The sequence below is a fragment of the Novosphingobium sp. ZW T3_23 genome (assembly GCF_044987305.1).
Taxonomy (GTDB): domain Bacteria; phylum Pseudomonadota; class Alphaproteobacteria; order Sphingomonadales; family Sphingomonadaceae; genus Novosphingobium.
On the sequence record NZ_JBJDRF010000032.1, the window covers coordinates 1 to 25758 of the forward strand.

Sequence of the window (25758 nt, forward strand, 5' to 3'; positions counted from 1 at the left end):
TCCCGGCACCAATCCGCCACCTGATACCACGGCGCCCACCGCGCCGGTGGTAAACGGCGCGAGCGACGACGCGGCTCCGGTAACGGGAGCGATCGTTTCCGGCGGTTCGACCAACGATGCGACGCCCACCTTCAGCGGCACCGCAGAGGCGGGGGCCACGATCACGGTGTTCGACAACGGCACCCGGATCGGCACGGCCACGGCGGGGGCCAACGGCGCCTGGACCTTCACGCCCGCGACGCCGCTGGGCGATGGCGCGCATAGCCTGACCTTCACCGCGACCGACGCAGCCGGAAACCAGGGCCCGGCCTCGGCGCCCTTCGGGCTGACCATCGATACCGGCGCACCTGCCGCTCCGGTGCTGGATACGACCGACGGGACCACCATCTCCGGCACGGCGGAAGCGGGCGCCGTGATCGGCGTGGACACCAATGGCGACGGCGTGGCCGATCAGACCACCACGGCGGGCGCCGATGGAACCTGGAGCGTCACTCTTCCGGCGGCGCTGGGCAATGGTACGGTGGTCACTGCCACCGCTACCGACGCGGCCGGCAATATTTCCGGGGCGGGCAGCGTGACCGTGGTGACCGACACCATCCCTCCGGCACCGCCGGTGGTGACCGATGGCCTTGCCCAGGGCGGGTCCACCAACGACACGACGCCGACATTCGGCGGCACGGCGGAAGCCGGTTCCACCGTAACGATCTTCGATAACGGGACGCAGATCGGCACGGCCCCGGTCGGCCCGGATGGAACCTGGACCTTTACCCCTGCCGCGCCGCTGGGCGAGGGGCCGCACAGTCTGACGTTCGTGGCTACCGACGCGGCGGGCAATCCCGGTGCTGCCTCGCCGGCCTATGACTTCTCGATCGATACGGCCGCCCCTGCCGCGCCAGTGCTCGATCCCACCGACGGCACGACGATCTCCGGCACGGCGGAAGCGGGCGCCACCATCGGCGTGGATACCGATGGCGACGGCGTGGCCGACGCTACGACCACCGTGCGGGAAGACGGCACCTGGAGTGTCACTCTGCCAACACCGCTGAGTGACGGCACGGTGGTCGGCGCCACCGCCACCGACGCGGCCGGCAACGTCTCCGGAGCCGGAAACGCCACGGTTGATTCCGCGATCGACACCACGCCGCCGGTTCCCCCCGTGGTGTCGGGCGCTAGCGACGATTCCGATCCGGTGGTCGCGCCGCTCCTTCCGGATGGCGCCACCAACGACACGACGCCGACCTTCGGCGGCACCACCGAGCCGGGCTCGACCGTCGAGGTCTTCGATAACGATAGCCTTATCGGAACGGCCACGGTCGCCGCGAACGGCAGTTGGACCTTCACGCCCGCGACCCCGCTGGGCGAGGGTGCCCATAGGCTTACCTTCGTGGCGATCGATGCGCAGGGCAATCGCGGCGCGGCCTCCGCGCCCTTCGCCTTCACGGTGGACACGAGCGCGCCCGCCGCACCCACCGTACGCGCTACCGATGGGACGATGATCTCCGGCACCGCCGAAGTGGGCTCCACCGTAGGCATCGACACGACCGGAGACGGTGTTCCCGACGGTTTCGCGCAAGTCGACGGTTCGGGCAATTGGACCTTCATACCCGGCAGCGCCGTGCCCGACGGCACCGTGATCTGGGTGACGGCGACCGACGCAGCCGGCAATGCTTCGCCGCCGGCAACCGTCGCGGTGGACGCCAGCGTACCGCTCGCTCCGGGCATCACGGAGATCGTGGACAATGTGGAAGCCGGCACGGGGGTGGTCGCGCGCGGCGGCGTGACCAACGATGCGACGCTCACGATCAACGGTACGGCCGAGCCGGGCTCCACCGTCAATATCTACGACGGCGCCACCCTGATCGGTACGCTGACAGCCGATCCCTCGGGCAACTGGACCCTCACCACCGCCGCGCTGGCGGAAGGCCCCCATGAGTTCGCGGTCACCGCCACCGATGAAACCGGCAACGTCAGTGGCCCCTCGGTGACGTACGGCGTCATCGTCGACCTTGCGGCGCCCGCGACCCTCACGCTCAACCCGACCGACGGCATCACGCTAACCGGGACGACCGAAGCCGGCGCGACCGTGCTGGTCGATACCAACGGCGACGGCACGCCCGACCAGACCGCCACAGCCAATGCGAGCGGCTGGTGGAGCGTCACTTTTGCTAGCCCCCTGCCGGACGGTACGACCGTCAGCGTGGTTGCGGTCGATGCGGCCGGCAATGCCACGGCCCCGGCCACCGTTGCAGTGGACGACAGCATCGATTCCACCCCGCCGCCGATCCCCGTCCTGGGCCTGGTGACGGACGATGCCGCCCCCGGACAGGGTGTCGTCGCCAGCGGTGGATCCACCAACGATACGCAGCCGACGTTGACGGGATCGGCGGAGCCTAACGTCCTCGTCTCGGTCTATGACAACGGCGTGCTGCTCGGCACGACCAGCGCCAGTGCCTTGGGAATCTGGACTTTCGCGCCTCCCGCGCCCCTTCTCGATGGCCCCCACAGCCTGACAGTCACGACCACCGATGCGATCGGCAACGAGAGCCAGCCCTCTCCCGCGTTCGATCTCATCGTCGATACCGCGCCGCCTCCGGCGCCGGTGGTCAACCCCTCCAACGGCGTGACCATCAGCGGCACGGCGGAGGCCAATGCGACCGTCAATCTCGATCTGAACAACGATGGCGTGTTCGAGACGAGCACCCAGGCCGACGCCTCCGGTGTCTGGACCTATACGCCGCTGCTGCCGCTTGGAACGGGGCCCATAGCGGCCACGGCCACCGATGCTGCCGGCAACACGTCCGGAGCCGCGACGGGCACCGTGGATGCCGCAGCGCCGCCCATACCGACGCTCGGGCCTGTCGCTGACGACATCGGCGCCATCCGCGATCCGATCGTGGACGGTGGCTCGACCGACGACGGGCAGCCGACCTTCACCGGCACGTCCGAACCCAACGCGGTGATAACCCTCTACGAAGGCGCCACCGTGATCGGCACGGCCCAGGCGAACGGAACCGGCGCCTGGACGGTGACCCCCACGGCGCCGTTGGGGCAGGGGAGCCACACGCTCACCATCACCGCTACCGATGCGGTCGGCAACGAGAGCGATCCGGCCAGCTTTACGCTGGTGGTCGACAATGCCGGACCGGCGGCGCCGATACTGGGAACGGTTACGGACGATGTCGGCGCGGTACGCGATCCGCTCGTCACCGGCAGCGTCACGGACGATACGCAGCCGACCTTCACCGGCACGGCGGAGCCCAATGCCACCATCTCGGTCTTCAGCAACGGCACCCTGCTGGGAACCACGGGTGCCGATGGTAGCGGCGCCTGGACTTTCACGCCGCCGGGGGCCTTGCCCCAAGGCAGCAACAGCATCGTTTTCCTCGCCACCGATGCGGCGGGCAATGCAGGCACGCCGTCCGAGCCGTTCCTCCTTTCGGTGGACAGCGCGGTACCAACGACACCGGTCTTCACATCGGGCTTCGATGACACCGGCTCGGTGCAGGGCAATTTCGCCGGTGGCACGACTACGGACGACACGCGGCCGGTCCTGACCGGCACGGCCGATCCGAACGCGGTGGTCACGATCCTCCAGAACGGCGCCTTCGCGGCAACGGTGACGGCGGACCCGTTCGGCGTATGGACTTTCACCCCAGCGGCCGCGCTGGGCAATGCCACCTACAACTTCACCGCCAGCGTCACCAGCGCGGCGGGCGTTCCCAGCGCGGTCTCGGCGCCGTTCCAGCTTACGGTCTCGACCACGCCGCCGCCGCCGCCTGCCATCCTGTCCGCTACCGACGATGTCGGGCCGCTGGCCACGCTCGGAGATGGCGCGGCCACGGATGACGTCCATCCGCTGCTCAGCGGCACGGTCGCTGTCGGCAGCACGGTGACGGTGTTCGACAACGGTGTGGCGGCGGGGCTCGCGACCGTGGACGGGGCGGGGAGTTGGACGTTCTCGCCCACCCTGGCGCTTTCGGAAGGCCCCCATGTCTTCACCGCGACGGCGACCGACGCCATCGGCAATACCAGCGGGCTTTCGGGCACGTTCACGCTGACGGTCGACACCACTGCCCCGCTCGCGCCGATCATCGCGCCGAGTGCGGGAGCGATCCTGACCGGAACGGCCGAGGGCAACGCGACGATCCAACTCGACCTGAATGGCGACGGGACGGTCGACGACACGACCCAGGCCGATGGCGCCGGCGTCTGGACCTATACGCCTGGCACGACGCTGGACAACGGCGCGACCGTCATCGCCACTGCCGTGGATGCCGCCGGGAACGTCTCGGGCACGGATACGATCATCATCGACCGTACCCCGCCCCAGGCACCCAGCATCGACAGGATCATAGATAGCGAAGGTTCGCTGACCGGCACGGTCGCCAACGGCGGCACGACCGACGATGTCCTGCCCGAACTCGCCGGCACCGCCGAGCCGGGCTCGACCGTCCGGGTCTACGACTTCGGCGTGCTTGTCGGCACGGTGGTGGCCGGAAGCGACGGCGCCTGGACCCTGCCGCTGACGACGGCGCTGACCGCAACGCCGCATTCCTTCACCGCGACCGCCACGGACCCGCTCGGCAATCCCGGCCCCGCCTCCGCCGCCTACGATATCGCGGTGGACGTCAGCCCGGTCGTCACCCCCGTCATCACCGGCGTCACCGACGATGTCGGCCCCGTGGTCAACGTCGCTGACGGTGGGCTGACCAATGACACCCTGCCGACGATCGTCGGCACGGCCGGTGCGAACGCCACGGTGCGCGTCTACGACGGCAGCACCCTGCTGGGCACGACCACGGCGAACGGCAGCGGCGACTGGAGCCTCGACCTTACCGGCGCTCTCGACGGAGGGCCGCACACCTTCACCGCCATCGCCACCAACCCCGCGGGCAATTCCAGCGTCTTTTCTGACGGCTATGCGATCACCGTCGATACCTCGGTCCCCGGCGTGCCGACGATCACCGAGGCCAACGACAATGCGCCGGGCAATACCGATCCGTTTGCCAGCGGCGGGCTGACGAACGATGTCACGCCGACTCTCGTCGGTACGGCCGATCCCGATGCCGTCGTCTCGATCTACGCCGACGGTGTTTTCGTCGGCACCGCGAACGCCTCGCCTACCGGCGCGTGGTCCTATGAACTCGCCACTGGCGGAGACGGGCCGCAGAGCATCACCGTGAGCGCCGCCAATGCGGCGGGCAACAGCAGCGTGCAGTCGCCGCCGTTCGTCTTCACCGTCGACGCGTCACCGCCAGCCTCGCCGTTCGTCAACCCCACCAACGGCACTGGCACGCTCTCCGGAACGGCCGAACCGAATGGATCGGTCAGCATCGTGATCGGTCTGGGCGGAACGCCGGTGACGGTCCCCGTCGATGGCGCCGGTGCGTGGAGTTATGCCATTCCGGGCAGCAATCCGGCCCTGACGCCAATCGCGGTCACGGCGATCGACGCTGCCGGGAACGGCTCCACGCCCACCACCGTTCTCGTGGACCTTGCCGCCCCCACCGCCCCGGGTTTCACCGCCACGGACGATCAGGGCGATTTTACCGGTGCCATCGTGTCCGGCTCCACCACCGACGATACCCTGCCGGTGTTCGCAGGCGTCACCGAGGCGAATGCGACGGTCCGGATTTATGACGGCCTGGATCTGATCGCCACCGTGCAGGCAGACCCGGCCGGGAACTGGACGGCAACGCCCGATAACCCGCTCTCCGGCGGTCCGCACAGCATCACCGTCACCGCGACCGACCTGGCCGGAAACACCAGCACCGGTGGCGCGGCGCTGGCTTTCACCGTGCTCACCGGCACGCCCTCGGCACCCACCATCACCGCGATCGAGAACGACGAGAGCGGGACGGCAGCACCCATCAGCGGCAGCGCCACCAACGATCCCAGCCCGCTCGTCTCGGGCACGGCCGATCCCGATGTGCTGATCACGCTCTACGTGGACGGCGTGGAGGTGGACACGATGGTCTCAGGACCGACCGGCGCCTGGTCGTTCAACACCGCCGACCTGCCTGACGGTCCGCATACCATCGCCGTTTCCGCCACCAATGCGGCCGGCAATGAGAGCAGCCTTTCCGGTATCCAAACGGTAACCATCGACACCGACGCTCCCGATGCCCCCACGATCATGACCAGCGACGGCATCACCGTGATGGGCGACAGCGAAGCGGGTGCGGCGATCACGCTGACCGTTCCGGGCGGCGGCAGCTACACGACCACCGCCAACAGTCTGGGCCAGTGGAGCATAACCCTGCCCACGCGTCCGAACGATGGCGCTCAGCTGACGGCAATCGCCACGGATGCGGCGGGTAACGCCTCCGATCCCGGATTGGGCGCGGTCGATTACGGCACGAACTCGACGCCTCCGAACATCCCGGTCATCGTCACGATCGCCGACGACGAGGGGCTGGTGACCGGCCCGATCGTCAACGGCATCTCGACCGATGAAATTCTGCCGGTGATCTCCGGGACCGCCGACCCCAACGTCGTCATCACCGTCTACGATGGCATCAACGTCATCGGCACCACCACCAGCAGCGCGACCGGAGAATGGAGTCTCATCCCGACCACGGCACTGACCGAGGGCGGGCACAGCCTCACCGCCACCGCGACGGCCAACAACGTGGAGAGCATCAGCGGCAATGCCGTGGCCTTCACGGTCGACCTCACGGCGCCGCCGACCCCGCTGGTCGATGCCGGCAACGGGACCGTCCTGACCGGCACGGCGGAAGCGAACGCCACCATCGTCATCAGCTTCCCCGGCGGCTCCGACACGACGCTGGCGGACGGTGCCGGAAACTGGACCTACACGCCCACGCAGCCGTTCACCGATGCCGACACGGTGACCGTGATCGCGCGCGATGCGGCGGGCAATCCCTCGCTCTCGGCCACGGCGGCGATCGACACTACCGCTCCGGCCAATCCCGCGATCACCAACGCCGACGACAATGCAGGCGGGCTGGTCGGCGGTGTCGCCAGCGGCGGCGGAACCGACGACAACACGCCCACCCTGTCGGGAATCGCGGAGGCAGGTTCGACCGTTTCGATCTACGATGGTACGACCCTGCTCGGCAGCACGACGGCGACGGGCGGAGCGTGGAGCTTCACCCCGCCCACCGCGCTGGCTGATGGGCTGCACAGCTTTACCGTCACCGCCACCGATGCCTTCGGTAACGTCAGCCAGCTCTCGGCGCCCTATACGCTGAACATCGTCACGGTCACGCCGACGGCCCCGACGATCACTGGCGCAGTCGACGACGCCGCGCCGAACCTCGGCGCCATAGTCAACGGCGGCACCACGGACGACGTCCAACCCACCGTCAGCGGCACGGCCGGCGCGAATCTTGTGGTCACGCTTTACGAAGGCGCGACGGTAGTCGGCTCGACCGTCAGCGACGCGAGCGGCGCATGGACGATCACCACGTCCGTACTGGGGCAGGGAGGGCATGTCCTCACCGCCGTCGCCACCAACGCGGCCGGAACGGCGGGCCCGGCATCCAGTCCGTTCACCGTCAATGTCGATATCCAGCCTCCCGCCGTGCCCGCGATCACCCTGGTCTCGGACGATATCGGCACGGTGCAGGGCGGTCTTGCCGCCAACGCGCAGACGGACGACACTCAGCCGACCCTGTCCGGCACCGCCGATCCGAACACCACCGTCTCGATCTTCGACGGCACGACGCTGCTGGGAACGACAACGGCCGATGGCTCCGGCGCCTGGAGCTTCACGCCGACTACGCCGCTCGATCCCGGCCCCCATGTCCTCACCGCAACCGCAACCGATGCGGTGGGCAACCAGAGCGGGCCCTCCGCGTCCGTCAACCTGACGGTGGACATCGCCGCGCCCGTCGCACCGGCCATTACCGGCGCAGTGGACGATGTCGGCGTGCCCGGCGCCATTGTCGCCAATGGACTGACCGATGATCCCCTGCCGGTCCTGAGCGGCACGGCGGAGGCGAATTCCACCGTCTCCATCTACAACAACGGCGCGCTGCTCGGCACCGCAGTGGCAAGCGGCGCCGGCGCCTGGACGTTCACGCCGCTTTCGCCCCTGGCCGATGGACCGCACAGCTTCACCGCCACCGCCAGGGACGCGGCAGGCAATGTCAGCGGCACGTCCGCGCCTTATGCCTTCACCGTGGACACCACCCCGCCGGTCGCCCCGGTGATTACGGCCGCGAACGACGATACCAATCCTCAAACCGGGCTGGTCGCGAGTGGCGGCGCAACCAACGACGGCACGCCAACGATCAGCGGTAGCGCCGAAGCCAATGCGCTGATCACCGTCTACGACAATGGCGGGCAGATCGGCACCACCACCGCGGATGCCACCGGCGCCTGGAGCTTCACGCCGGCCACGGCGCTGGGCGAAGGCAACCACAGCTTCACCGTCCGCGCGACGGATGCCACCGGCAACCAGGGCGCCGCATCCACGGCCTATACGGTACGCGTCGATACCACCGGACCGGGTGCTCCGGTGATCGCCAGCGTGACCGACGACGTGGGCACGGTGCAGGGCCCCATCGCTAACGGCGGCACCACCAACGACGCAGTGCCGCTCCTTCGCGGAACCGCCGAGGCAGGATCCACCCTGACCATCCTGGCCAATGGAACCGCGATCGGCACCACCCAGGTGGATGCCACCGGCAACTGGAGTTTCAGCCCGGCCACGGCTCTTACAGAAGGCACCTACACCTTCACCGCCGTTGCGACGGATGCGGCCGGAAACCCCGGCGCCCCCTCGGCCGGGTTTGCCATAACGGTGGATCTCACGGGTCCGGCTGCGCCTGTGATCACCAGCATCTTGGACGATGTGCCCCAGAACACCGGAGTCATTCCGAACGGCGGCCTGTCGAACGACACTTCTCCGCAACTCACCGGAACGGCCTCGGCCAATACCGTAGTCCTGATCTACGACGGCAATGTCCTGCTGGGCAGCACGACATCCAATGCGTCGGGCAACTGGAACTTCACGCCCGGCGCTGCGATCGCCAATGGCTCGCACAGCTTCACGGCCGTGGCGGTGGACGCATCGGGCAATGCCAGCGCTTCGTCCAACACTTACGGGCTGGCCGTCGATGCGGCGGCTCCGGCCCAGACCATCGCCATCACCACGCTCACCACCGACACCGGCACGCGGGGTGACTGGAGCACTCAGGATACCACCCCGACCATCGGCGGCACGTTGAGCGCTGCCCTCGGAAGCGGCGAACAGGTGCAGGTGCAGATCGACGGCGGCGCATGGGTGAATGCCGGTTCCTCGGGCGCGACCTGGTTCTACGGCGCCGGAACGCTGGGCGTCGGTTCCCACAGCGTGGTGGCACGCGTGGTGGATGCTGCCGGCAACATCGGCAACAGCGCCTCGCAGACGGTCAGCATAGCGGCCGTCCCGGCGCAGGCGCCGATCGTCCAGGCCAGCGGCACTTCACTGCTGGGGCTGATCGGCGTCGAGGCGCTCAGCCTGATCGATCTCAACACCCAGTCGTTGACGGCTGTCGATCCCAACAACAACCTGCGAAGCGTGCAGGTCCGCTACGCGCCGCTATTAGCGCTGAGCCTGGGGGCCTATACCCTGACTGCCTCGACGGCGCTCGCGGCGGAGCTGGGCCTGCAGATCTCCGTCAGCAATACGGCGGGGCTGCTGGGTATCATCGCGCCGACCTCGACCCTGACGATCACCGCCATCGGCGGCGGCACGGTCGATAACCTGGCGGTCAACGAACTGCTGAACACGGTACACTTCCAGCAGAACGTATCGACGCTGGGCGTGGACCTCCTGAATTCGATCAGCATCACAGCCACCGACACGACGGATCGCACCTCCACCTCGTCCACGGGAACACTGCTCGACCTTAGTCTGCTGAACGCCAGCGGTTCGCCCAATGTGATCGAAGGCGGGACGGGGAACGATACGCTGAACGGAACGGCGGGCAACGATCGCCTCTATGGCCATGCCGGAGCCGACACGCTCAACGGCGGGAACGGCAACGACTTCCTGCGCGGCGGGGCCGGTGCTGATACGCTGAACGGCGGCGCGGGGAACGATACCCTGGTCTATGACGCGGCGGACACGCTGATCGATGGTGGAACCGGAACGGATACACTTCTTATCGACAGCGGCACCGGACAAGTGCTGGACTTGGGAACGGCCACCAACATCCGCAATATAGAGGTGATCAACTTGGGCATCGGCGATGCGGGAAGACGCATCAACTTGACGGAAGCGGGCGTCATCCGCGCTACCGAAAGCAGCCACCAGCTGACGATCAACGGCGATGCCAACGACAGCGTCACGATGACGGGCGCGGTCTTCCAGGGACAGACCCTCATCAACGGAGAAGCTTACAATCACTACTCTTTGGGCACGACCAACATCTTCGTGGATCACCCGGTGATGGTCGTCGTCTGATCGAAGTTGCTGCCACCGATCTGGTTATGAAAGGGGAGCATGGCGTTTACGGAGTGGAAGGTCGCCGGGGCGGCGGGAATAGCCGTCCTGGGAATTGTGGGAAGCCGATGTCACGCAGAGGAACTGGACAACAGAAATGAGGTGATCGCCTCGGGCGAACTTCCGCCGCTCGGCACAGGATCGGCGGCTTCGCCCGGCGTTCCGGCGGGACCTGAACCCATTGCGCCCGCGTCGGTGCCGCCATCCACCATGGCGTTGGAAGGAGAGGAAACAGACGTTCCGAAAGTCCCGGCACGGCTCGACCTGTCCGATGCGGTGGTGCTCACCTTGCTGCGTCACCCCGAAGTTTCGAGGGCGAACGCTGCACTGGCCAGGGGGCGGGCTGACCTCGGCGCTGCAAAGTCCGCCTGGTATCCGCAGGTTTCCTATCAGGCCAACCTGGGCCCGAATATGCTGTCCGGCAGAAATACATCCGGATTGAATGAAAATATGGCCGGTCCCAGCGTCTATCTCCAACAGCAGGTCTGGGATTTCGGACGTTCGAAGGGAGAGATCGGCGCAGCCCGTTCCACCATGCGGCAGCGGCGGTACGAACTGGAATCGGTGGCCGATCAACTCGCCGAGCAGGGCGCTCTTTCCTTCCTTCAGGTCAAGCGTTTCGAACTGCTCTCGATCGAAGCGCGCAAGCAGGTGGAGGAACTCGAACACTTGCGCCACCTGATCGGGCTACGGGTGAACGCGGGCGTTTCCGATAAGTCGGACCTCTTTTTGGCCGACGTGCGCGTGGAAAGCGCGCGCGGCGAAGCGATCCAGGCAGAGACTGCACTTGCGGTCGCCCAGTCCGGCCTGCTCAACCTGATCGGCGATCTGCCGCAGAGCTACGAAGACCCGGCCGCGCAAGTCTCCCGCTTCGAGACGGGCGATGACGAGCCCGACTATGACAAGCTCCCCGCCGTGGTCGCCACCGAACAGGCCGAGCAGGCCGCCGCCGCCAAGATCGGCCAGGCCAAAGCGGAACGCTATCCCCGGCTTGGCCTTCAGCTCGGCTATACGCGCAACAACTATACCTACAACACGCGCGACAATTCCTTCGCTGGCATGGTGACCGTGACCGGCGACCTCTATCGCCGGGGCAACCACTATCTGATCGAAGCGGCCGAGGAAGACCGGCGCGCGGCGGAAGCGACGCGCGATGCTGCCGTGCTCGAAGCACGGGGCAGGGCGCTCTCCGCCCGGCAGGAAATCCGGGCGGGGAAAGCCCGGATTTCGGCCTATGCCCATCAGGAAGAGCAGGCCGTCACCGCCAGCCGCATCTTCTTCGAGGAATACAAGCTGGGCAAACGGACGCTGACCGAACTGCTGAACACGCAGCTGGAAATCTACCGCGCGGCCAGCGCCCGCATCGTCGCGGAATACGACATCATGGAAGCGCGCGTCCGGTTCGAGAACGTCAGCGGCACCTTGCGGCCCTCGCTCGGCCTGCCTGCCCGTCTGCGTGAAGAGGAAGACATCGATGGCTGACAGTGCCGATATCGTCCAGCCCCCCTGGACCGCCGCGGTCGCCGCCCTCGGCACCTTGAAAGGCGTGCCGGTGGGCGCGCAGGAACTGGCGAACCGCCTCTACTGGTCCGAAGGGCTGGATGCGGAGAAGACGCTGGTCCACGCCGCCCGTCTTTCCGGCCTGGACTTCCAGATCGTGAACATGGCGATAGACGATGTGCCGCAGATCCTGCTCCCGGCGATCGTGGAACTGAACGACCAGAACGCGGCGATACTTCATTCTCGAGACGGGGAGAGCGTCAGGGTCTCGATGCCGGGAATGCGGCACGACGCTCCCAAGGAAATACCGCTCGAAACGTTCCGGGCCCGCCTCACCGGCCGGGTTGGCTTCGTGGAACCCCTGTCCACCCGCTCTCGCGATGCGCGGCTGGACGAATTCCTGCGGGCTCCGACGCGTTCGTGGCTATGGGATATCATCATGGCCGACCGGCGCGGCTATGGCGAAGTGGTGCTGGGATCGGTCTTCGGCAACCTCCTGACTTTCGCCACCTCGCTGTTCGCGATGCAGGTGTGGGATCGCGTAATTCCGGCGCAATCGATCCCGACGCTTTGGGTGCTGGCCCTTGGCACGGGCATGGCACTGTTCCTGGAACTGATGCTGCGCACCGCGCGCGTGCAACTGGTGGACCGGATCGGCCGCCGGGCGGACATGGCCATTTCCTCGCGCATCTTCGCCCGCGCCCTGGATATCCGCAATGATGCCCGGCCGCGATCGACGGGTGCGCTGATCTCGCAACTGCGCGATGTCGAGCAAATTCGCGAAATGCTGACGTCCACCACCGTCTCGGCGATGATCGACCTTCCGTTCATCCTGCTGTTCTTGGTCTTGTTCGCTTTCCTGGCCGGGCAGCTTACCTTCGTGCTGATCGGGGCTGCGGCGCTGATCCTGCTACCCGGCCTGCTGCTGCAACGCCCGCTGGCGCGACTGGCGACCGAGGGTATGCGCGAAGGCGCGCTGCGGAACGCCATTCTCGTGGAATCGATCGAGCGCATCGATGAAATCAAGTCCGCCCAGGCCGAAGCCCGCTTCCAGTCCTTGTGGGAACGCCTGACCCTGGCCGGAACCCGCGTCGGGGCCGAGCAGCGTTTTCTCTCCGCGCTGTTCGTCAACTGGACCCAGACGCTGCAACAGCTTGCCTATACCGCCGTGGTCGTGGCGGGGGCATTCCAGGTCATGGAAGGCAACATGACCATGGGCGCGCTGATCGCCTGCTCGATCCTCACCAGCCGGGCACTGGTGCTGTTCGTGCCGTTCGGCCAGATCTTCACGCGCTGGCAGAACGCCAGGGTGGCGATGATCGGGCTGGAGGACCTGTTCGGAAAGCCGGTCGATCACGATCCCGAACGCGGGCTGCTGCGCCGCCCGGCGCTGAATGGCTACTACGAAGTGAAAGATCTGACATATGCCTACGAGCCCGAGGGGCCGCTGGCGTTGAAGGTCGACCGGCTGTCGATCCGGGCAGGAGAACGCGTTGCGCTGCTCGGGCGGATCGGTGCCGGCAAGTCCACGCTGCTGCGGCTGCTTTCGGGGCTGGCCTGGCCCACGAGCGGCGAAGTTCTGCTGGACGGCACCAATCTTACCCTGATCAACCCCGTCGATGTCCGGAGAGACACCGCCTACCTCGGCCAGGGCGCGCAACTGTTCCTGGGCACGATCCGGGAAAACCTGATGATCGGCGCGCCTGGGATCGGCGACGAGCAGATACTTCACGCCCTGGCAGTCACCGGGGGGCTGTCCCTTGTCCAGAACCAGCCGCAAGGCCTGGATCTTCTGCTTCAGGAGGGCGGTGCGGGGCTTTCCGGGGGGCAGCGGCAGACGCTGCTGCTCACCCGCGCGCTGCTGCGCAACAGCAATATCCTCCTGCTGGACGAACCCTCGGCGCCGCTGGACGATATCAGCGAACGGGCCCTGGTCGCCAATCTCGGGCAATGGTTGCGAGGCCGAACATTGATCGTGACCACCAACCGGCCCGGGCTTCTGGAACTGGTAGACCGCGTGATCGTCATCGATTCCGGCCGGATCGCGCTGGACGGACCCAAGGAGCAGGTGCTTCGCACTCTCGCCGGACCGGCTGCCCCCGGACCGGGTATTCGGGAGAAACAGGCATGAACGGAGTCTCCCAGGCACCTGCCGGAAGCGGCCTGCTGGAAGGCCTTCGGGGAGAGGAAGACAGCCGCTGGCTGCGCACGGTCGGGCGGCTGCGGATCATTCCGATCCTCTCCGTGGGCATCCTGGCCTTCCTCGTCTGGAGCTATTTCGGGGTGCTCGACGAAGTGGCGGTGGGTCCCGGCAAGGTCACGCCGCCGTCGCGCTCTCAAGTCATCCAGAGCCTGGAAGGAGGCATCGTCAACGGCATCTTCGTCCACGAAGGCGATATAGTGAAGCCGCACCAGAAACTGGCCACGCTTGACCGCGCGCGCTTCAGTTCCATGCTGGGCGAGGCGGAAGCCAAGGCGCGGGCGCTGGAAGCCACGGCGGCGCGGCTGGAAGCGGAGATCAACGGCGGCAGTCCGAATTTTCCGGCGACGGTCAAGGCTACACCGGGCCTGATGGCGCGCGAAATGGAGCTGATGCGCTCGCGCCGACAGAACCTGGACGTCGCAACGGCCAGCCTGCGCCAGTCGCTGGCCCTCACGCGCCGTCAGCTTGCCATGACCGAGCCGCTGGTGGAACTGGGTGCGGCGAACCAGGTGGAGATCATCCAGCTGCGCCGGCAGGAGAACGAGATCCAGGCCAAGCTGGATTCGTTGCGCAATCAGTATGTCATCGATGCCAGCGCTGATTATGCCAAGGCGCGCGCCGAACTGGATCAGGTAGCGCAAGTGATCGGCGGTCGCCGCGATCAGCTCGATCGCACGGTGCTTTATTCGCCGGTGCGCGGGATCGTGAAGAACCTGGAAGTTACGACCATCGGCGGCGTTATCCAGCCGGGCGGCTCGCTGATGGAGATCGTGCCGCTGGAGCACCAGCTCCTGATAGAGTCGCGCATCTCACCACGGGACATCGCCTTCATCCGCCCCGGTCAGCCCGCCACGGTCAAGATCACGGCCTATGATCCATCGATCTACGGAAGCCTGGCCGGAACGGTCGACAGGATATCGCCCGACACCTTGCAGGACGAGGTCCATCGCGATCAGGTCTACTACAGGGTCTATGTGCGAACGCAGCGTTCGACGCTGCGCGCAAAGAACGGTCATGAATATGCGATCATGCCGGGCATGGTTTCGACGGTGGAAGTAAGGACCGGGCGCAAGACGATCCTTCAGTATCTGATGAAGCCGATCAACAAGGCCAAGGAGGCGATGCGCGAACGCTAGGGCTTTGGCCTAACGCGCCAGGTGATCCCACCTCATTAGAAAACGCACTATACGCGCTGGCAGGCCGAATTCGAGACTTGGCCGCTTGTCTTGCCCAGCTTGGCTTGCACGCGGGCGAGGAACGGCCTGCGGACCTTGGGTTCCGGGTCGCTGCAACATGTGGCCTTCCAGGTACGGGCGCGCAGTTCGGCATCCTGTCCCGCGCCCAGCTGAGTCCGATCACCCAGCGTTTCGGTCGAGCTTTCGCCCGTGTTGCAGATGTCCTCGGCGCGCGCGAGGCCGCCCCCGCCTGCCGAACCGCCTGCGCCACCGCCCGAGCCGCCGGCGCCACCTCCACCTCCGCCTGAACTGCCGCCGGAGCCTCCGCTCCCACCGCCCGAGCTTCCGCCCCCGCCTCCTTGTCCTCCGGACTTCGCGATTGCGGGTGAGGTTAACGTGGTGGAGAGAAGCATGGTCATGGTCGGCGGGACCAGCAGCGAATATTTTCCGCAGGCCGTCAGGAAGGAGCGGCGGTCGCTCTCTCCGTCAGCGCCTAAGAAGACATCGGGCTTTTCCATGACTTATCTCCGCATTCTGCCCCCGCTTCAAAAGTACAGGAACAGGCCGCGCTGGTAAGTCGCTCTTGAGAGTGGTCCGTGCTTCTCCTGATGATCCGGACGCTACGCCGTATGTTCGCGAAAACTAACACGCTTGCGTACAAGGGTTCCGGTCAGCTTAGGTAAAATTCACCAGACGCGCTCCGATGATACCAAAATGGAGGAGTCCTCTGATCATGCGGGAGAGCGCTGCAACTCCAGCAGCCTGCGGGCGATTTCCCGTTCCCCCATGACGACATGATCCGCGCCGACCTTTCGCAGATGATCGACTTCCTCGTCGGAATGGGCGCGCGCCAGGATCTCGATGCCGGGATTGAGCTGGCGGGCCCGCTGAGCGATTACGCCGGCCTCGAACCCTTCCGGGATCGCGATCATAAGCCGCGTGGCGTCGCGTATGGCGGCGCGATCGAGCACTTCGACTTCGGAGGCATTGCCGGCGAGCACCTCATGCCCCGCCTCGCGCGCGCGCTCCACCAGATCGGGCCGTTCTTCGACGATGACGAGGCTGCGGGCGTCTTGGGCCAGGCCTTGCGCCACCAACCGGCCGACGCGGCCGTAGCCCACCAGCACGACGCGCTCTCCAGCGGCGGGAACGGCTTCTTTCGCCCGGCGCTCCTGCTCGGCGACGGCTACCGACTTGACGATGCTGTGTCTGCCGGCAAGCCAGCGGAAGATCAGGGGATTGGCGAGGATCGAGAAGATGGCGCCGGCCAGGATCAGGTCGCGCCCTTCCTGCGGCAGGATGCCGAGCTGCACGCCCAGCGCGGCCAGCATGAACGAGAACTCACCGATCTGTGCGAGGCTTGCCGCCACCGCCAGCGCCGTTTGCGGCGGATGCCCGAAGAACCTGACGATGGCCACCGCCGCGAGAGACTTGCCGACGACGATGACCACGAGCGTGGCCAGCACCGCCACGCCGTGCTCGACGACGACCGACGGATCGAACAACATGCCCACCGAAACGAAGAACAGCACGGCGAAGGCGTCTCGCAGCGGCAGGGTCTCTTCCGCCGCACGCCGGCTGAGTTGCTTCTCGCCCATGACCATGCCGGCGAAGAAGGCCCCCAGCGCGAAGGACACATCGAAGACGTAGGCGGCGCCGAACGCTACGCCCAGGGCGATGGCCAGGACTGCCAGGCGGAACAGTTCGCGGGAGCCGGTATGGGCGGCCCAGTGCAGCGCCGCCGGAATGACGCGCTTGCCGACGATGAGCATCAGGGCAATGAAGCCACCGACCTTGGCCAGGGTCAATCCGATCGTCCACGCCAGGTCGATGTTCGACTGCGCGCGACCGGCCGCCAGACCGGCGAGCGCCGGGAGCAGGACGAGCACCAGAACCATGGCCAGATCTTCCACGATCAGCCACCCCACGGCGATCCGCCCTCGCTCGGTGTCCATCAGGTTGCCGACCTGGAGCGCCCGCAGCAGTACGACGGTACTGGCAACCGACAGCGCAAGGCCAAAGACGAGGCCGGCGGCCATGGACCACCCCTGCCACGCGGCGATGCCTGCCCCCAGGGCGGTGGCGAAAGCGATCTGCAGGACCGCGCCCGGCAGCGCGATCTTCCGGACCGACATCAGGTCCTTCACCGAGAAGTGCAGCCCGACGCCGAACATGAGCAGGATGACGCCCAGCTCCGCAAGCTCGTTCGCCAGAGCGCTGTCGGCGACGACGCCCGGCGTGAACGGTCCCACCAGGACACCCGCGAACAGATATCCCGCGACAGGGGATATCCTCAATCTATGGGCGAGCGCGCCCATGGCGAAAGCGGCTACCAGGCCGGCGACGACGGTTGCAACGAGGGGCGTGGTATGCGGCAAACGGTACTCCTGGCGTGCGCGTCAACGATTGCGGCACTTCACTCCAGGCTGGCGACGAGCGCGACGGCGATACCCGCCGCGACCATCGATACCATCAACAGGAGCGGCAACAGCCACCTTGGAGCAATACTACGCCTGCGGCTCATCGCCGGTTCCTTCACGCCTGTGCCGACAGACCCATAGTGCTGAGGAAAGCGGCTGCCGTCCACCATTCTTGGATGTCGGAAATGTTGCCGAGGCGGAGGAGGCCTTCAATAGATGTCGCGGCGATAGAGACCGGCTTCGGCCATGGCCTCCAGCCGGTCGTCGCCGAGCGCGGCCCGCAAGGCCTCATCGACGGCAGGCGCCATGCCCTGAAGGCTGCCGCAGACGAGGATCGCCGCACCGTTCTCCACCCATTCGCGCAAGTCCGCCGCCGCTTCGCTGCAAAGGTGCTGGACGTAGCGGCCGCAATCGACGTCGCGCGACCAGGCCCGGTCGAGACGGGTCAAGGTGCCGCGCGAAAGCCAGCGCTCGATTTCGTCCGGAAGGAGGGCATCGTGCTCCCGGCTGCGTTCACCGAACAGCAGCCAGTGTCCGCCATGCCCTTCCGCTTCCGATGCGTGCAGATGACCGCGCAGACCCGCCAGACCGGTGCCGTTGCCGATCAGGATCATGCGTCGTGGACCGGTCGGGCCGGGAGGTGGTGCGTGGAAGCCGCTGTTGGGCCGCAGGCGCAGGGCTATCTCGGTGCCCAGCGGGGCGAACCGGGTGAGCCAGCCGGAGCCGAGACCCAGCGTGGCGTCGCTTCGCTCGACTTGCCGGATGAGCAGGTCGATCCTGCCGTCGGAAGGGATCGAGGCGATCGAATATTCCCGGTGGGGCAGGGGGCGGAGCGCCGCCAGCAGTTCGGCACCGTTCTCGACCGGATGATCGGGGATCAGGGCGGAGGCGAGATGCTCCGCCAGAGGCGCACCATCCACCACTTGTCCGCGATCCAGCCCGCAGGCGGCGAGATAGGCGGCAACACGCGCCGGATCGTTGATACCGGGCAGCACTTCGGCGATGTCACCGGCCCGCCACTTCGCTTCGACGCCTTCGCCCGGCTCAAGGCCGACCAGAAACGCCGGTCCGCCGGCGCTGCCGGGGTTGAGCAGGCGGCGCGAGACCAGGCGCCAGGAGCCATAGGACGCGGGTTCCCAGTCCGGCAGGTCGGGTTCGGCGCCGAGGGCGGCGAGCTGCTGCTGCCATTGGCGCTGCGCGTCGGTATCGTCGCCGTCCACTTCGATCATGTCGAACAATCGGCGGGCGCCGCCTTCATGCAGCCAGCGGTCGAGCGAATGGCCGAAGGCGCAGAATTCCGGGTACTCGCGATCACCGAGCGCCAGCACGGCATATTCCAGATGGCCCGCGCCGGGCGGCACGGTCATGACCTGACGGGCGAAACGTCGCGCCGGATCGGGCGGCTCGCCCTCGCCATAAGTGCTCACCACGAAGAGCGCGCGATCGACTTCGGACAGCACGCCTTCGTCCACTGCCGAAAGCGGAAGCACGCGGGCGCCGCCCAGGGCCGAGGCGGTCTGGCGCGCAAGACGCTCGGCACCGCCGGTCTGGCTTGCGAAGGCGACCAGCATGTCGCCGGAGGCATCGCCGACTTCCGGGTTCTGGGGAAAATCCGCCGTCGCCTCTGCCAGGGCCCGCTTGCGCTTGCGGCGAGCGAGATAGAGCAGCAGGCCGGTGACGGTGAACAGCGGCATCGTCAGGCTGGTGAGCAGCAGGAGGATGCGCCCGCCGATTCCGAAAAAGGCGCCGCGATGCAATTCGTACATGCTGGTGGTGATGACCTTGCCGATGCTGCGATCGGCATAGCGATCGGCCTTGACCAGCTTGCCGGTGGCGAGGTCCACCTTGAGATCGTCGGTCATGCGATCGTGGCGCGCATCGGCCAGCAACACGCGGAAGGTGGCCGGTTCCCCGTCTTTCGGCAGCGTCACGGAGATCGAACGGTACCGGCCGTCCATGGCGGTCAACACGGTGGGCCAGGCGCGAGCCAGACGGGGACCGGCGAGCGGTTCGGACTTGGCGCCTTGGTTTCCGCCGCCCCCTCTTCCCCCGTTGGGGCCGCCTTCCTCGCGCGAGGTCTTGCCGGTCAGCGTATAGAGCACCCCCTGGCGATACCAGTCGTAAGACCACCATAGGCCGGTCAGGGCGCTGAGAAGATAGACCAGCGCCACCCAGCCGCCGATCACGGCATGGAGAGCGCGGTACAGGTTGCGGCCGCTTTTCCGCAAGTCGAGCACCAGCCAGGCGCGCCAGTCGAAAGTGCGGCGAGGCCAGCGCAAGTAAAGACCGGAGATTGCGAAGAAAACCAGCGCGATGGCGGAAAAGGCCGTGATCTGCCGGCCGATGCCGTTGCCGCCGCCTGGAAGCGCGAGCCAGCGGTGGAGGTTCTCGATCGTGCGAAACACGCCGGCGCCAGTCGCCTGGCCCAGCAACATGCCGTTGCGCGGATCGACATAGCTCCGCTCTCCTCGGCGTTCGCCGTCGCGAGGCGCGAACTGCACGGTCCAGGCCGATTCGGGATCGCTCTCCACGCTGAGGCGCTCGACCGTCATTCCTGGACGCTGCGCCGCCGCGCGGGCGACCACTTCGTCAGGCGAAAGCGGCGTCGCCGCCGGCCCTCCCAGCGTCACCACGCCGGGGCTGAGCGCACTCATGATTTCGTGTTCGAAGCTCAGCGTAGCTCCGGTGACGCCCATGACGGCAAGGACGAACCCGGCGGTGATGCCGAGGAACCAATGAATCTGAAATAATACCTGCCGCGTCACTCGTCTCGCACCCCGAACCTGATGGCACTACCCATCGCTTTCACGCGAAGCAGGTGCCGATCGGCATCCGAAACTTACGCCAGTCTCTCCTGTGAAAACCCGTTAATGATATCCACTCGCAATAGCAACCTCTGCCGAGCGTAGGGGCTAACCTTCTCCCTCACGCAGGAACGAGGGCGCTTTCCCGTGCCAGGACAATGCAGTCGGATGCCAGTCGGTCCACCTGGGCGGGGTCGGCGTCCCAGGCGAACATGAACCGGGCGCCGCCGCCGATGAACGTGTAGAACCGCCAGCCGCGTGCCCTCAGCCCGTCCAGCACCGCTTCCGGGGCGGCAAGGAAGACGGCGTTCGCTTCGACGGGGAAGATCAGCTCCAGGCCCTTCGCATCGGTCACGGCCGCGGCAAGCCGCTGCGCGCAGGCATTGGCATGGCGTGCGTTGGCCAGCCAGGCGCCGGTTTCGAGCACGCCGATCCAGGGCCCGGAAAGATAGCGCATCTTCGAAGCCAGTTGCCCTGCCTGCTTGCAGCGATAGGCGAAGTCTTCCGCCAGGGTCCGGTCGAAGTAGATCACAGCCTCGCCAGCCGCCATCCCGTTCTTGGTCCCGCCGAAGCAGAGCACGTCGACGCCGGCCTGCCAGGTGATCTCGGCAGGCGTGCAGCCGAGCGTGGCGCAGGCATGGGCGAAGCGGGCGCCGTCCATGTGGAGTTTAAGTCCAAGTTCGCGGCACGTCGCCGAGATCGCGGCGATCTCTGCCCGGGTGTAGACCTGACCGGTTTCGGTGGGCTGGGTAATGGTGACCACGCGGGGCTTCGGGAAGTGGATATCCGAACGGCCGGTGGCGAGCGCGCGGATGGATTCGGGGGTCAGCTTCCCGTCCTTGCTCTGGGCGACCAGCAGCTTGGAGCCGTTCGAGAAGAACTCCGGCGCGCCGCACTCGTCGGTTTCGACGTGGGCGGACGAGGAGCAGATCACCGAGTGGTAGGACTGGCACAGCGCCGCGAGCGCGAGCGAGTTTGCGGCCGTCCCGTTGAAGACGAAATAGACGTCGCAGTCGGCCGCGAACAGGTCTCGAAAGGCGTCGGCGGCGCGCAGCGTCCACGCGTCCTCTCCATAGGCCGTGGCCGAACCCCGGTTCGCCTGCTCCATTGCGGACCATGCCTCGGGACAGATTCCGGCATAATTGTCGCTGGCAAATTGTTGGGTGGGCAGGGAATCGGTCATGCGGTCTTTCCTTCCAGGCGCAATGGGCGAGGCGCGACGGGCCGGAAGCGAAACGACGGCGATGCAGCTGGAAAACCCGATTGTTGCCGGTCCGGCCACATCCCTTCGCATGTCTGCGAAGGTACCACCTTGCTCGGGAGCAGGTTGGTGCCGGGCACGATCCCGACTCTTGATGCTGGGAAGGGCTCTAGGGCAACGACAGGATGCCGTCAATCTAGGCCGTAAACTCATAAATGGCACCATCGAGGTTTGAGGCAAAATGGCTCAGCGCCAGAAGGCAGGGCGTAGGAATATGTCGATATTTCAAGTCCTGCCGACGCAGCGATGGGCCATTTTGCGTCAAATCCGAAGGACGTCCAAATGGCTTCCATCTCGAACCGAACCGACCTTGGACGGGCAACCAGCCCGCCCGGCGGTCGCTTCGGCCCGAGCTGTTTGCCATTTGGACGCCTCGATGGTGCCAATTATGAGTTTACGGCCTAGGGCTACCCTCCCTGGGGCCGGTCCCCCCTTTGCGCTGGCCATTCAGCAGGAAGGCTGACTCGACGAAAATGCAGCAGCTTCGTAGTCTTTTTCGGCGCTTGCGGCCCTCATGCCTGCGGCGGGGGGACTGGACACGAGATGAGGCGGACATTTGAAGCTACGACATCCGGTTTGAGCCGGGCGCGCAACGCCTTGCTGATCACCGACCCCAATCGGCTGATCAGCTATGGACGCCTGATTACGGCCGTTTTCGCGGTTATCGCCATCTATCTCGATCCCACCCAGCCGATCCGTTACCGCACCGAAGCGCAGGATGTTCTCGCGGTTTACCTGGCCCTCGCGATCCTGTTGGTGGCCTTGCCGATCCGGCGGCCGGTGGACAGCCCGGTTCATTTCGCGGTTCACGTTCTCGACACCGTGATCCTGGGCTGGTTGGCTTTCCTGACCAATGAGCTGACCAGCCCGTTCTTCTCGTTTCTTCCCTTTACCTTGCTGGCGATGACGGTGCGCTGGGGCTTCATGGGGGCGATGATCGGGGCGGTGATGCTGGAGGGCGTGCTTTTCGCGATCGGCATTCCCGATATCCTCGATGGCGAATCCGAACTGAATTTCCTGATCATCCGCACCGTCTACTTCCTGGTCTGCGCGGTGATGCTCGGCTATTTCGGAGCCTATCGCGAAAGCAGCCGTGAACGGCTGGCGCGGTTGGCAAGCTGGCCGATGGACGCGGGCGTCGGTGATCGCAGGGGCTGGCTGACGGAACTCTGCGGGCATTCCGGAGCGGTTACGGGGTGCGAGAGCCTGATCCTCATCTGGCGCGAGCAGGACGAGCCAACCGGGTTCATCGCCCACTGGCGCAAGGAGGGCCTGCGTCTGCTACCGCTGGATCCCGTGACGTTCCGCAGCATCTTCGCGGAGGCGCGGCTGGATTTCATGGATCGCACCCGCGCCAGCCTGCTCCAGCCGGATGAGATGGCAGGGCTTACCCAGGTGCTCGACGCGCTGGACCTGCCGCGTCCGCTGCCGCACGACTATGCCGTGCGCTCCGGCTTTTCCGGTCTACGCTTTCGCGGCGCGCTGATCGTGGTCGATCCGGCCGGGCGCCCCGAGGATGCCCTGGCGCTCACCGAGATCATCGCCGCGCGCACCGGATCGGAACTGGAACACGTCGAACTGGTGGCGCGCCGCGCCGACAGCGCCAGGGCCGAGGAACGCAGCCGTCTGGGCCAGGATCTCCATGACAGCGTTCTTCAGGACCTCACGGCCACCAGCCTGAAGCTGCGCAGCCTTGCGGCGCGCCAGCCCGAGGTGGCCCAGGATCTCAAGGTCATCGAAGATCTGGTGATCGATCAGCAGCGGCGCATTCGCCGCTTCGTGGAAAAGCAGCGCGATTTCGACGCCGAGCAACCCATCGACATGGCGGCCGACTTGCGCCGCCAGGCGGACCTGCTGGAAAAGAAGTGGGGCGTCACGGTGGCGTTCGACTGGCACGGCCGCTCCACACATCTGCCGCGCAACATCGTCGAGGAAGTGATCGCCCTGTTTTCCGAGGCCACCGCCAATGCCGTGCGGCACGGCGCTGCCACGCGCGTCGCGCTGGAGGCGCGCCGGGTAGGGAGCGCACTGGAACTCGGCGTGTCGGACAACGGCCACGGACTTGGCCGCACCGCCAGCGGCGTCGGTCCGGTTTCCCTGCGGAGCCGGGCGATCCAGCTGGGCGGCTCGATCGCGCTGGATGACCGGCCGGACGGTCTGCGCGTAACCATGGTCATTCCACTGGAGGAGGCCGCATGACCGCGACCGAATCGCAGGCCTGCCGCGTCCTGCTGGCCGACGATCATCCCCTGCTGCTGCGGGGATTGGCCGACCTGCTTCAGGCGACGGGCGAGGTCGATCTGGTCGAGGCGACCAGTAGCGGCACCCGCGCCCTGGCCTCTATCCGCGAGAAGCGCCCCGACATTGCCGTGCTGGACGTGTCGATGCCGGACGTGGGCGGCCTGGCCATCCTGCGCGCCCTGCGCGAGGGCGGCCTGCCGGTGCGGGTGATCTTCCTTTCGGCGACGATGACCGGCCGCCAGATTGCCGAAGCCATCGGGCTGGGCGTCTGGGGCCTGCTCCTCAAGGACTACGCCTCGGATTCGCTGCTGGACTGCCTGCGCGAAGTGATCGCCGGTCGCAAGTGGCTGCCGGAGGAGCTGGTGAGCAAGGCCCGGCGCGGAGGCGGCGTCGACATCGGCGGCGAAATCGCCAGCCTGACCCCAAGGGAAAAGGAGATCAGCGCCCTGGTCTGCCGGGGCTTCTCGAACAAGGCCATCGCCGGAATGGTCGGATCGACCGAGGGCACGGTGAGCATCCACCTGCATAACATCTACCGCAAGCTCGACATATCCAGCCGCACCACATTGGCGACGCTCTTCGTGCAGTATCAATCCCAGATCAGCGATCAGGCGTGATGGGCAGCCGGCCGGGCTCCGGTGTTCGCGAACGAGGAAGCGGGGCACGGTTCTGGCTGGGCATGCTCTTCGGCACGGCTTTTCTCGTCCTGCTCTGGACTTCGGTGGACATGGCCGCCGTGGGCGCCCTGCTGACGCGGGCGAGCCTGCCGCCGGTGCTGGTGGCGCTACTGGCCTATGGGGTGGATTTCGTGCTTCGGGCCTGGCGCTTCCGGATGCTTCTCGACCCGGCAGGGCGGCGCGTGCCATTCGGCCCCAGTGTCGCCCCTTTCGTCGCCAGCTTCGGTATCAGCGACATCCTGCCGTTCCGTCTCGGAGACGTATTTCGCGTCTACTGGTTCCATCGCCGGTTTTCGCTGCCGGTAGGGCAGGTGCTGGGGGCCATGGTCGTGGAGCGGGTGCTCGATCTGGTGTCGATCCTCATGGTCGCGGGGCTTGCCCTGTTCCTGGTCGACGCAGCATTGCCCACGGAGATCATCGCCCAGTTTCGTCTGGTGTTGGCGGTGGCGGCGGGCGCCAGCTTGCTTGTCCTGTTCTCGCCACGCGCGATCGAGGCTGTGGCGGGGTGGGCGGAAAGAGCGTTCCGGTCGAAGCTCGTGGCCCTGATCGCCGAAACCGCGCGGTCGGTGGCCCAGGCCGTGCGCGGGATCGGCAGTCCGCGCCGGATCCTGGGTATGGTCCTGCTGTCCTTCGCCCTCTGGCTGCTGGAAAGCCTCGTCATGCTGGGGGCCTGGGTCAGTCTGGGCGGCGGAATGGGGGACTGGCTGAAGCCGCTGGTGGCTTTCGCCTTCTCCACGCTGGGAACGCTGGTCCCGGCCCTGCCGGGGCATTTCGGTTCCTATGAGGTGTTCGGCCTGCTGTCCTATCGCGCGGTCGGCGTCGAAGCGGAGCAGGCCACCGCCACGATCCTGCTGGCCCATCTGTTGCTCTGGCTGCCGACGGGTCTCTTCGCGCTGGGCTGGTTGACCGCCACTCGGCGGCAATCTCCACTGCAGGCGCTGAAACCCTTTTAGTCGCTGGCCTGTGCCCCCCGCCTGCGGTCCACGCAAGACTATGAACTTTATCGGTAATTATCATCGAG

The 25758-nt window shown here is 66.6% G+C and carries 11 protein-coding genes and 1 riboswitch; of the genes, 7 read left to right on the forward strand and 4 right to left on the reverse strand.

Features of this window, described 5'->3' with window-relative positions:
* The 4 genes from ACI3K3_RS16165 to ACI3K3_RS16180 all read left to right on the forward strand — a co-directional run.
* On the forward strand, positions 1–10417 hold a 10417-nt coding region (locus tag ACI3K3_RS16165), incomplete at its 5' end, for an Ig-like domain-containing protein (RefSeq protein WP_404915440.1).
* A 39-nt stretch (positions 10418–10456) separates the two neighbouring features.
* Complete coding sequence (locus ACI3K3_RS16170) at positions 10457–11938, forward strand: TolC family protein (RefSeq protein ID WP_404915442.1); 1482 nt, start codon at positions 10457–10459, stop codon at positions 11936–11938.
* The gene (locus ACI3K3_RS16175) at positions 11931–14087 is read left to right on the forward strand and encodes a type I secretion system permease/ATPase (RefSeq protein ID WP_404915444.1); all 2157 of its coding nucleotides are present in this window, start codon (positions 11931–11933) and stop codon (positions 14085–14087) included. The genes ACI3K3_RS16170 and ACI3K3_RS16175 overlap by 8 nt, the downstream gene beginning before the upstream one ends.
* Positions 14084–15295: an HlyD family type I secretion periplasmic adaptor subunit gene (locus ACI3K3_RS16180; RefSeq protein WP_404915446.1), complete on the forward strand. Its 1212-nt coding sequence runs from the start codon at positions 14084–14086 to the stop codon at positions 15293–15295. Before ACI3K3_RS16175 ends, ACI3K3_RS16180 begins: the two co-directional genes overlap by 4 nt.
* Positions 15296–15342: 47 nt before the next feature.
* On the opposite strand, the gene ACI3K3_RS16185 is transcribed toward ACI3K3_RS16180, so the two are convergent.
* The 4 genes from ACI3K3_RS16185 to ACI3K3_RS16200 form a co-directional block, all read right to left on the reverse strand.
* The gene (locus ACI3K3_RS16185; protein WP_404915448.1) at positions 15343–15852 is read right to left on the reverse strand and encodes a hypothetical protein; all 510 of its coding nucleotides are present in this window, start codon (positions 15850–15852) and stop codon (positions 15343–15345) included.
* Positions 15853–16065: 213 nt separating this feature from the next.
* Positions 16066–17712, reverse strand: coding sequence for a YbaL family putative K(+) efflux transporter (ybaL, locus tag ACI3K3_RS16190; RefSeq protein ID WP_404915450.1), 1647 nt, complete (start codon positions 17710–17712; stop codon positions 16066–16068).
* Between the two features lie 251 nt (positions 17713–17963).
* Positions 17964–20519, reverse strand: coding sequence for a PepSY domain-containing protein (locus ACI3K3_RS16195; protein ID WP_404915452.1), 2556 nt, complete (start codon positions 20517–20519; stop codon positions 17964–17966).
* A gap of 160 nt (positions 20520–20679) precedes the next feature.
* A complete protein-coding gene (locus tag ACI3K3_RS16200; protein ID WP_404915454.1) occupies positions 20680–21741 on the reverse strand; it encodes a threonine aldolase family protein in 1062 nt (353 codons plus the stop codon).
* 69 nt (positions 21742–21810) lie between these two features.
* Positions 21811–21922, reverse strand: a riboswitch (SAM-I-IV-variant riboswitch).
* Positions 21923–22395: 473 nt separating this feature from the next.
* On the opposite strand from ACI3K3_RS16200, the gene ACI3K3_RS16205 reads away from it, so the two are divergent.
* The 3 genes from ACI3K3_RS16205 to ACI3K3_RS16215 are packed head-to-tail and all read left to right on the forward strand — an operon-like array spanning position 22396 to position 25690.
* Positions 22396–24018, forward strand: coding sequence for a sensor histidine kinase (locus ACI3K3_RS16205; protein WP_404915456.1), 1623 nt, complete (start codon positions 22396–22398; stop codon positions 24016–24018).
* Positions 24015–24677 carry a response regulator gene (locus ACI3K3_RS16210; protein WP_404915458.1) on the forward strand — a complete coding sequence of 221 codons (663 nt, stop codon included), beginning with the start codon at positions 24015–24017 and terminating at the stop codon, positions 24675–24677. The genes ACI3K3_RS16205 and ACI3K3_RS16210 overlap by 4 nt, the downstream gene beginning before the upstream one ends.
* Positions 24677–25690 carry a lysylphosphatidylglycerol synthase transmembrane domain-containing protein gene (locus tag ACI3K3_RS16215; RefSeq protein WP_404915460.1) on the forward strand — a complete coding sequence of 338 codons (1014 nt, stop codon included), beginning with the start codon at positions 24677–24679 and terminating at the stop codon, positions 25688–25690. The genes ACI3K3_RS16210 and ACI3K3_RS16215 overlap by 1 nt, the downstream gene beginning before the upstream one ends.
* Positions 25691–25758 lie beyond the last annotated feature (68 nt).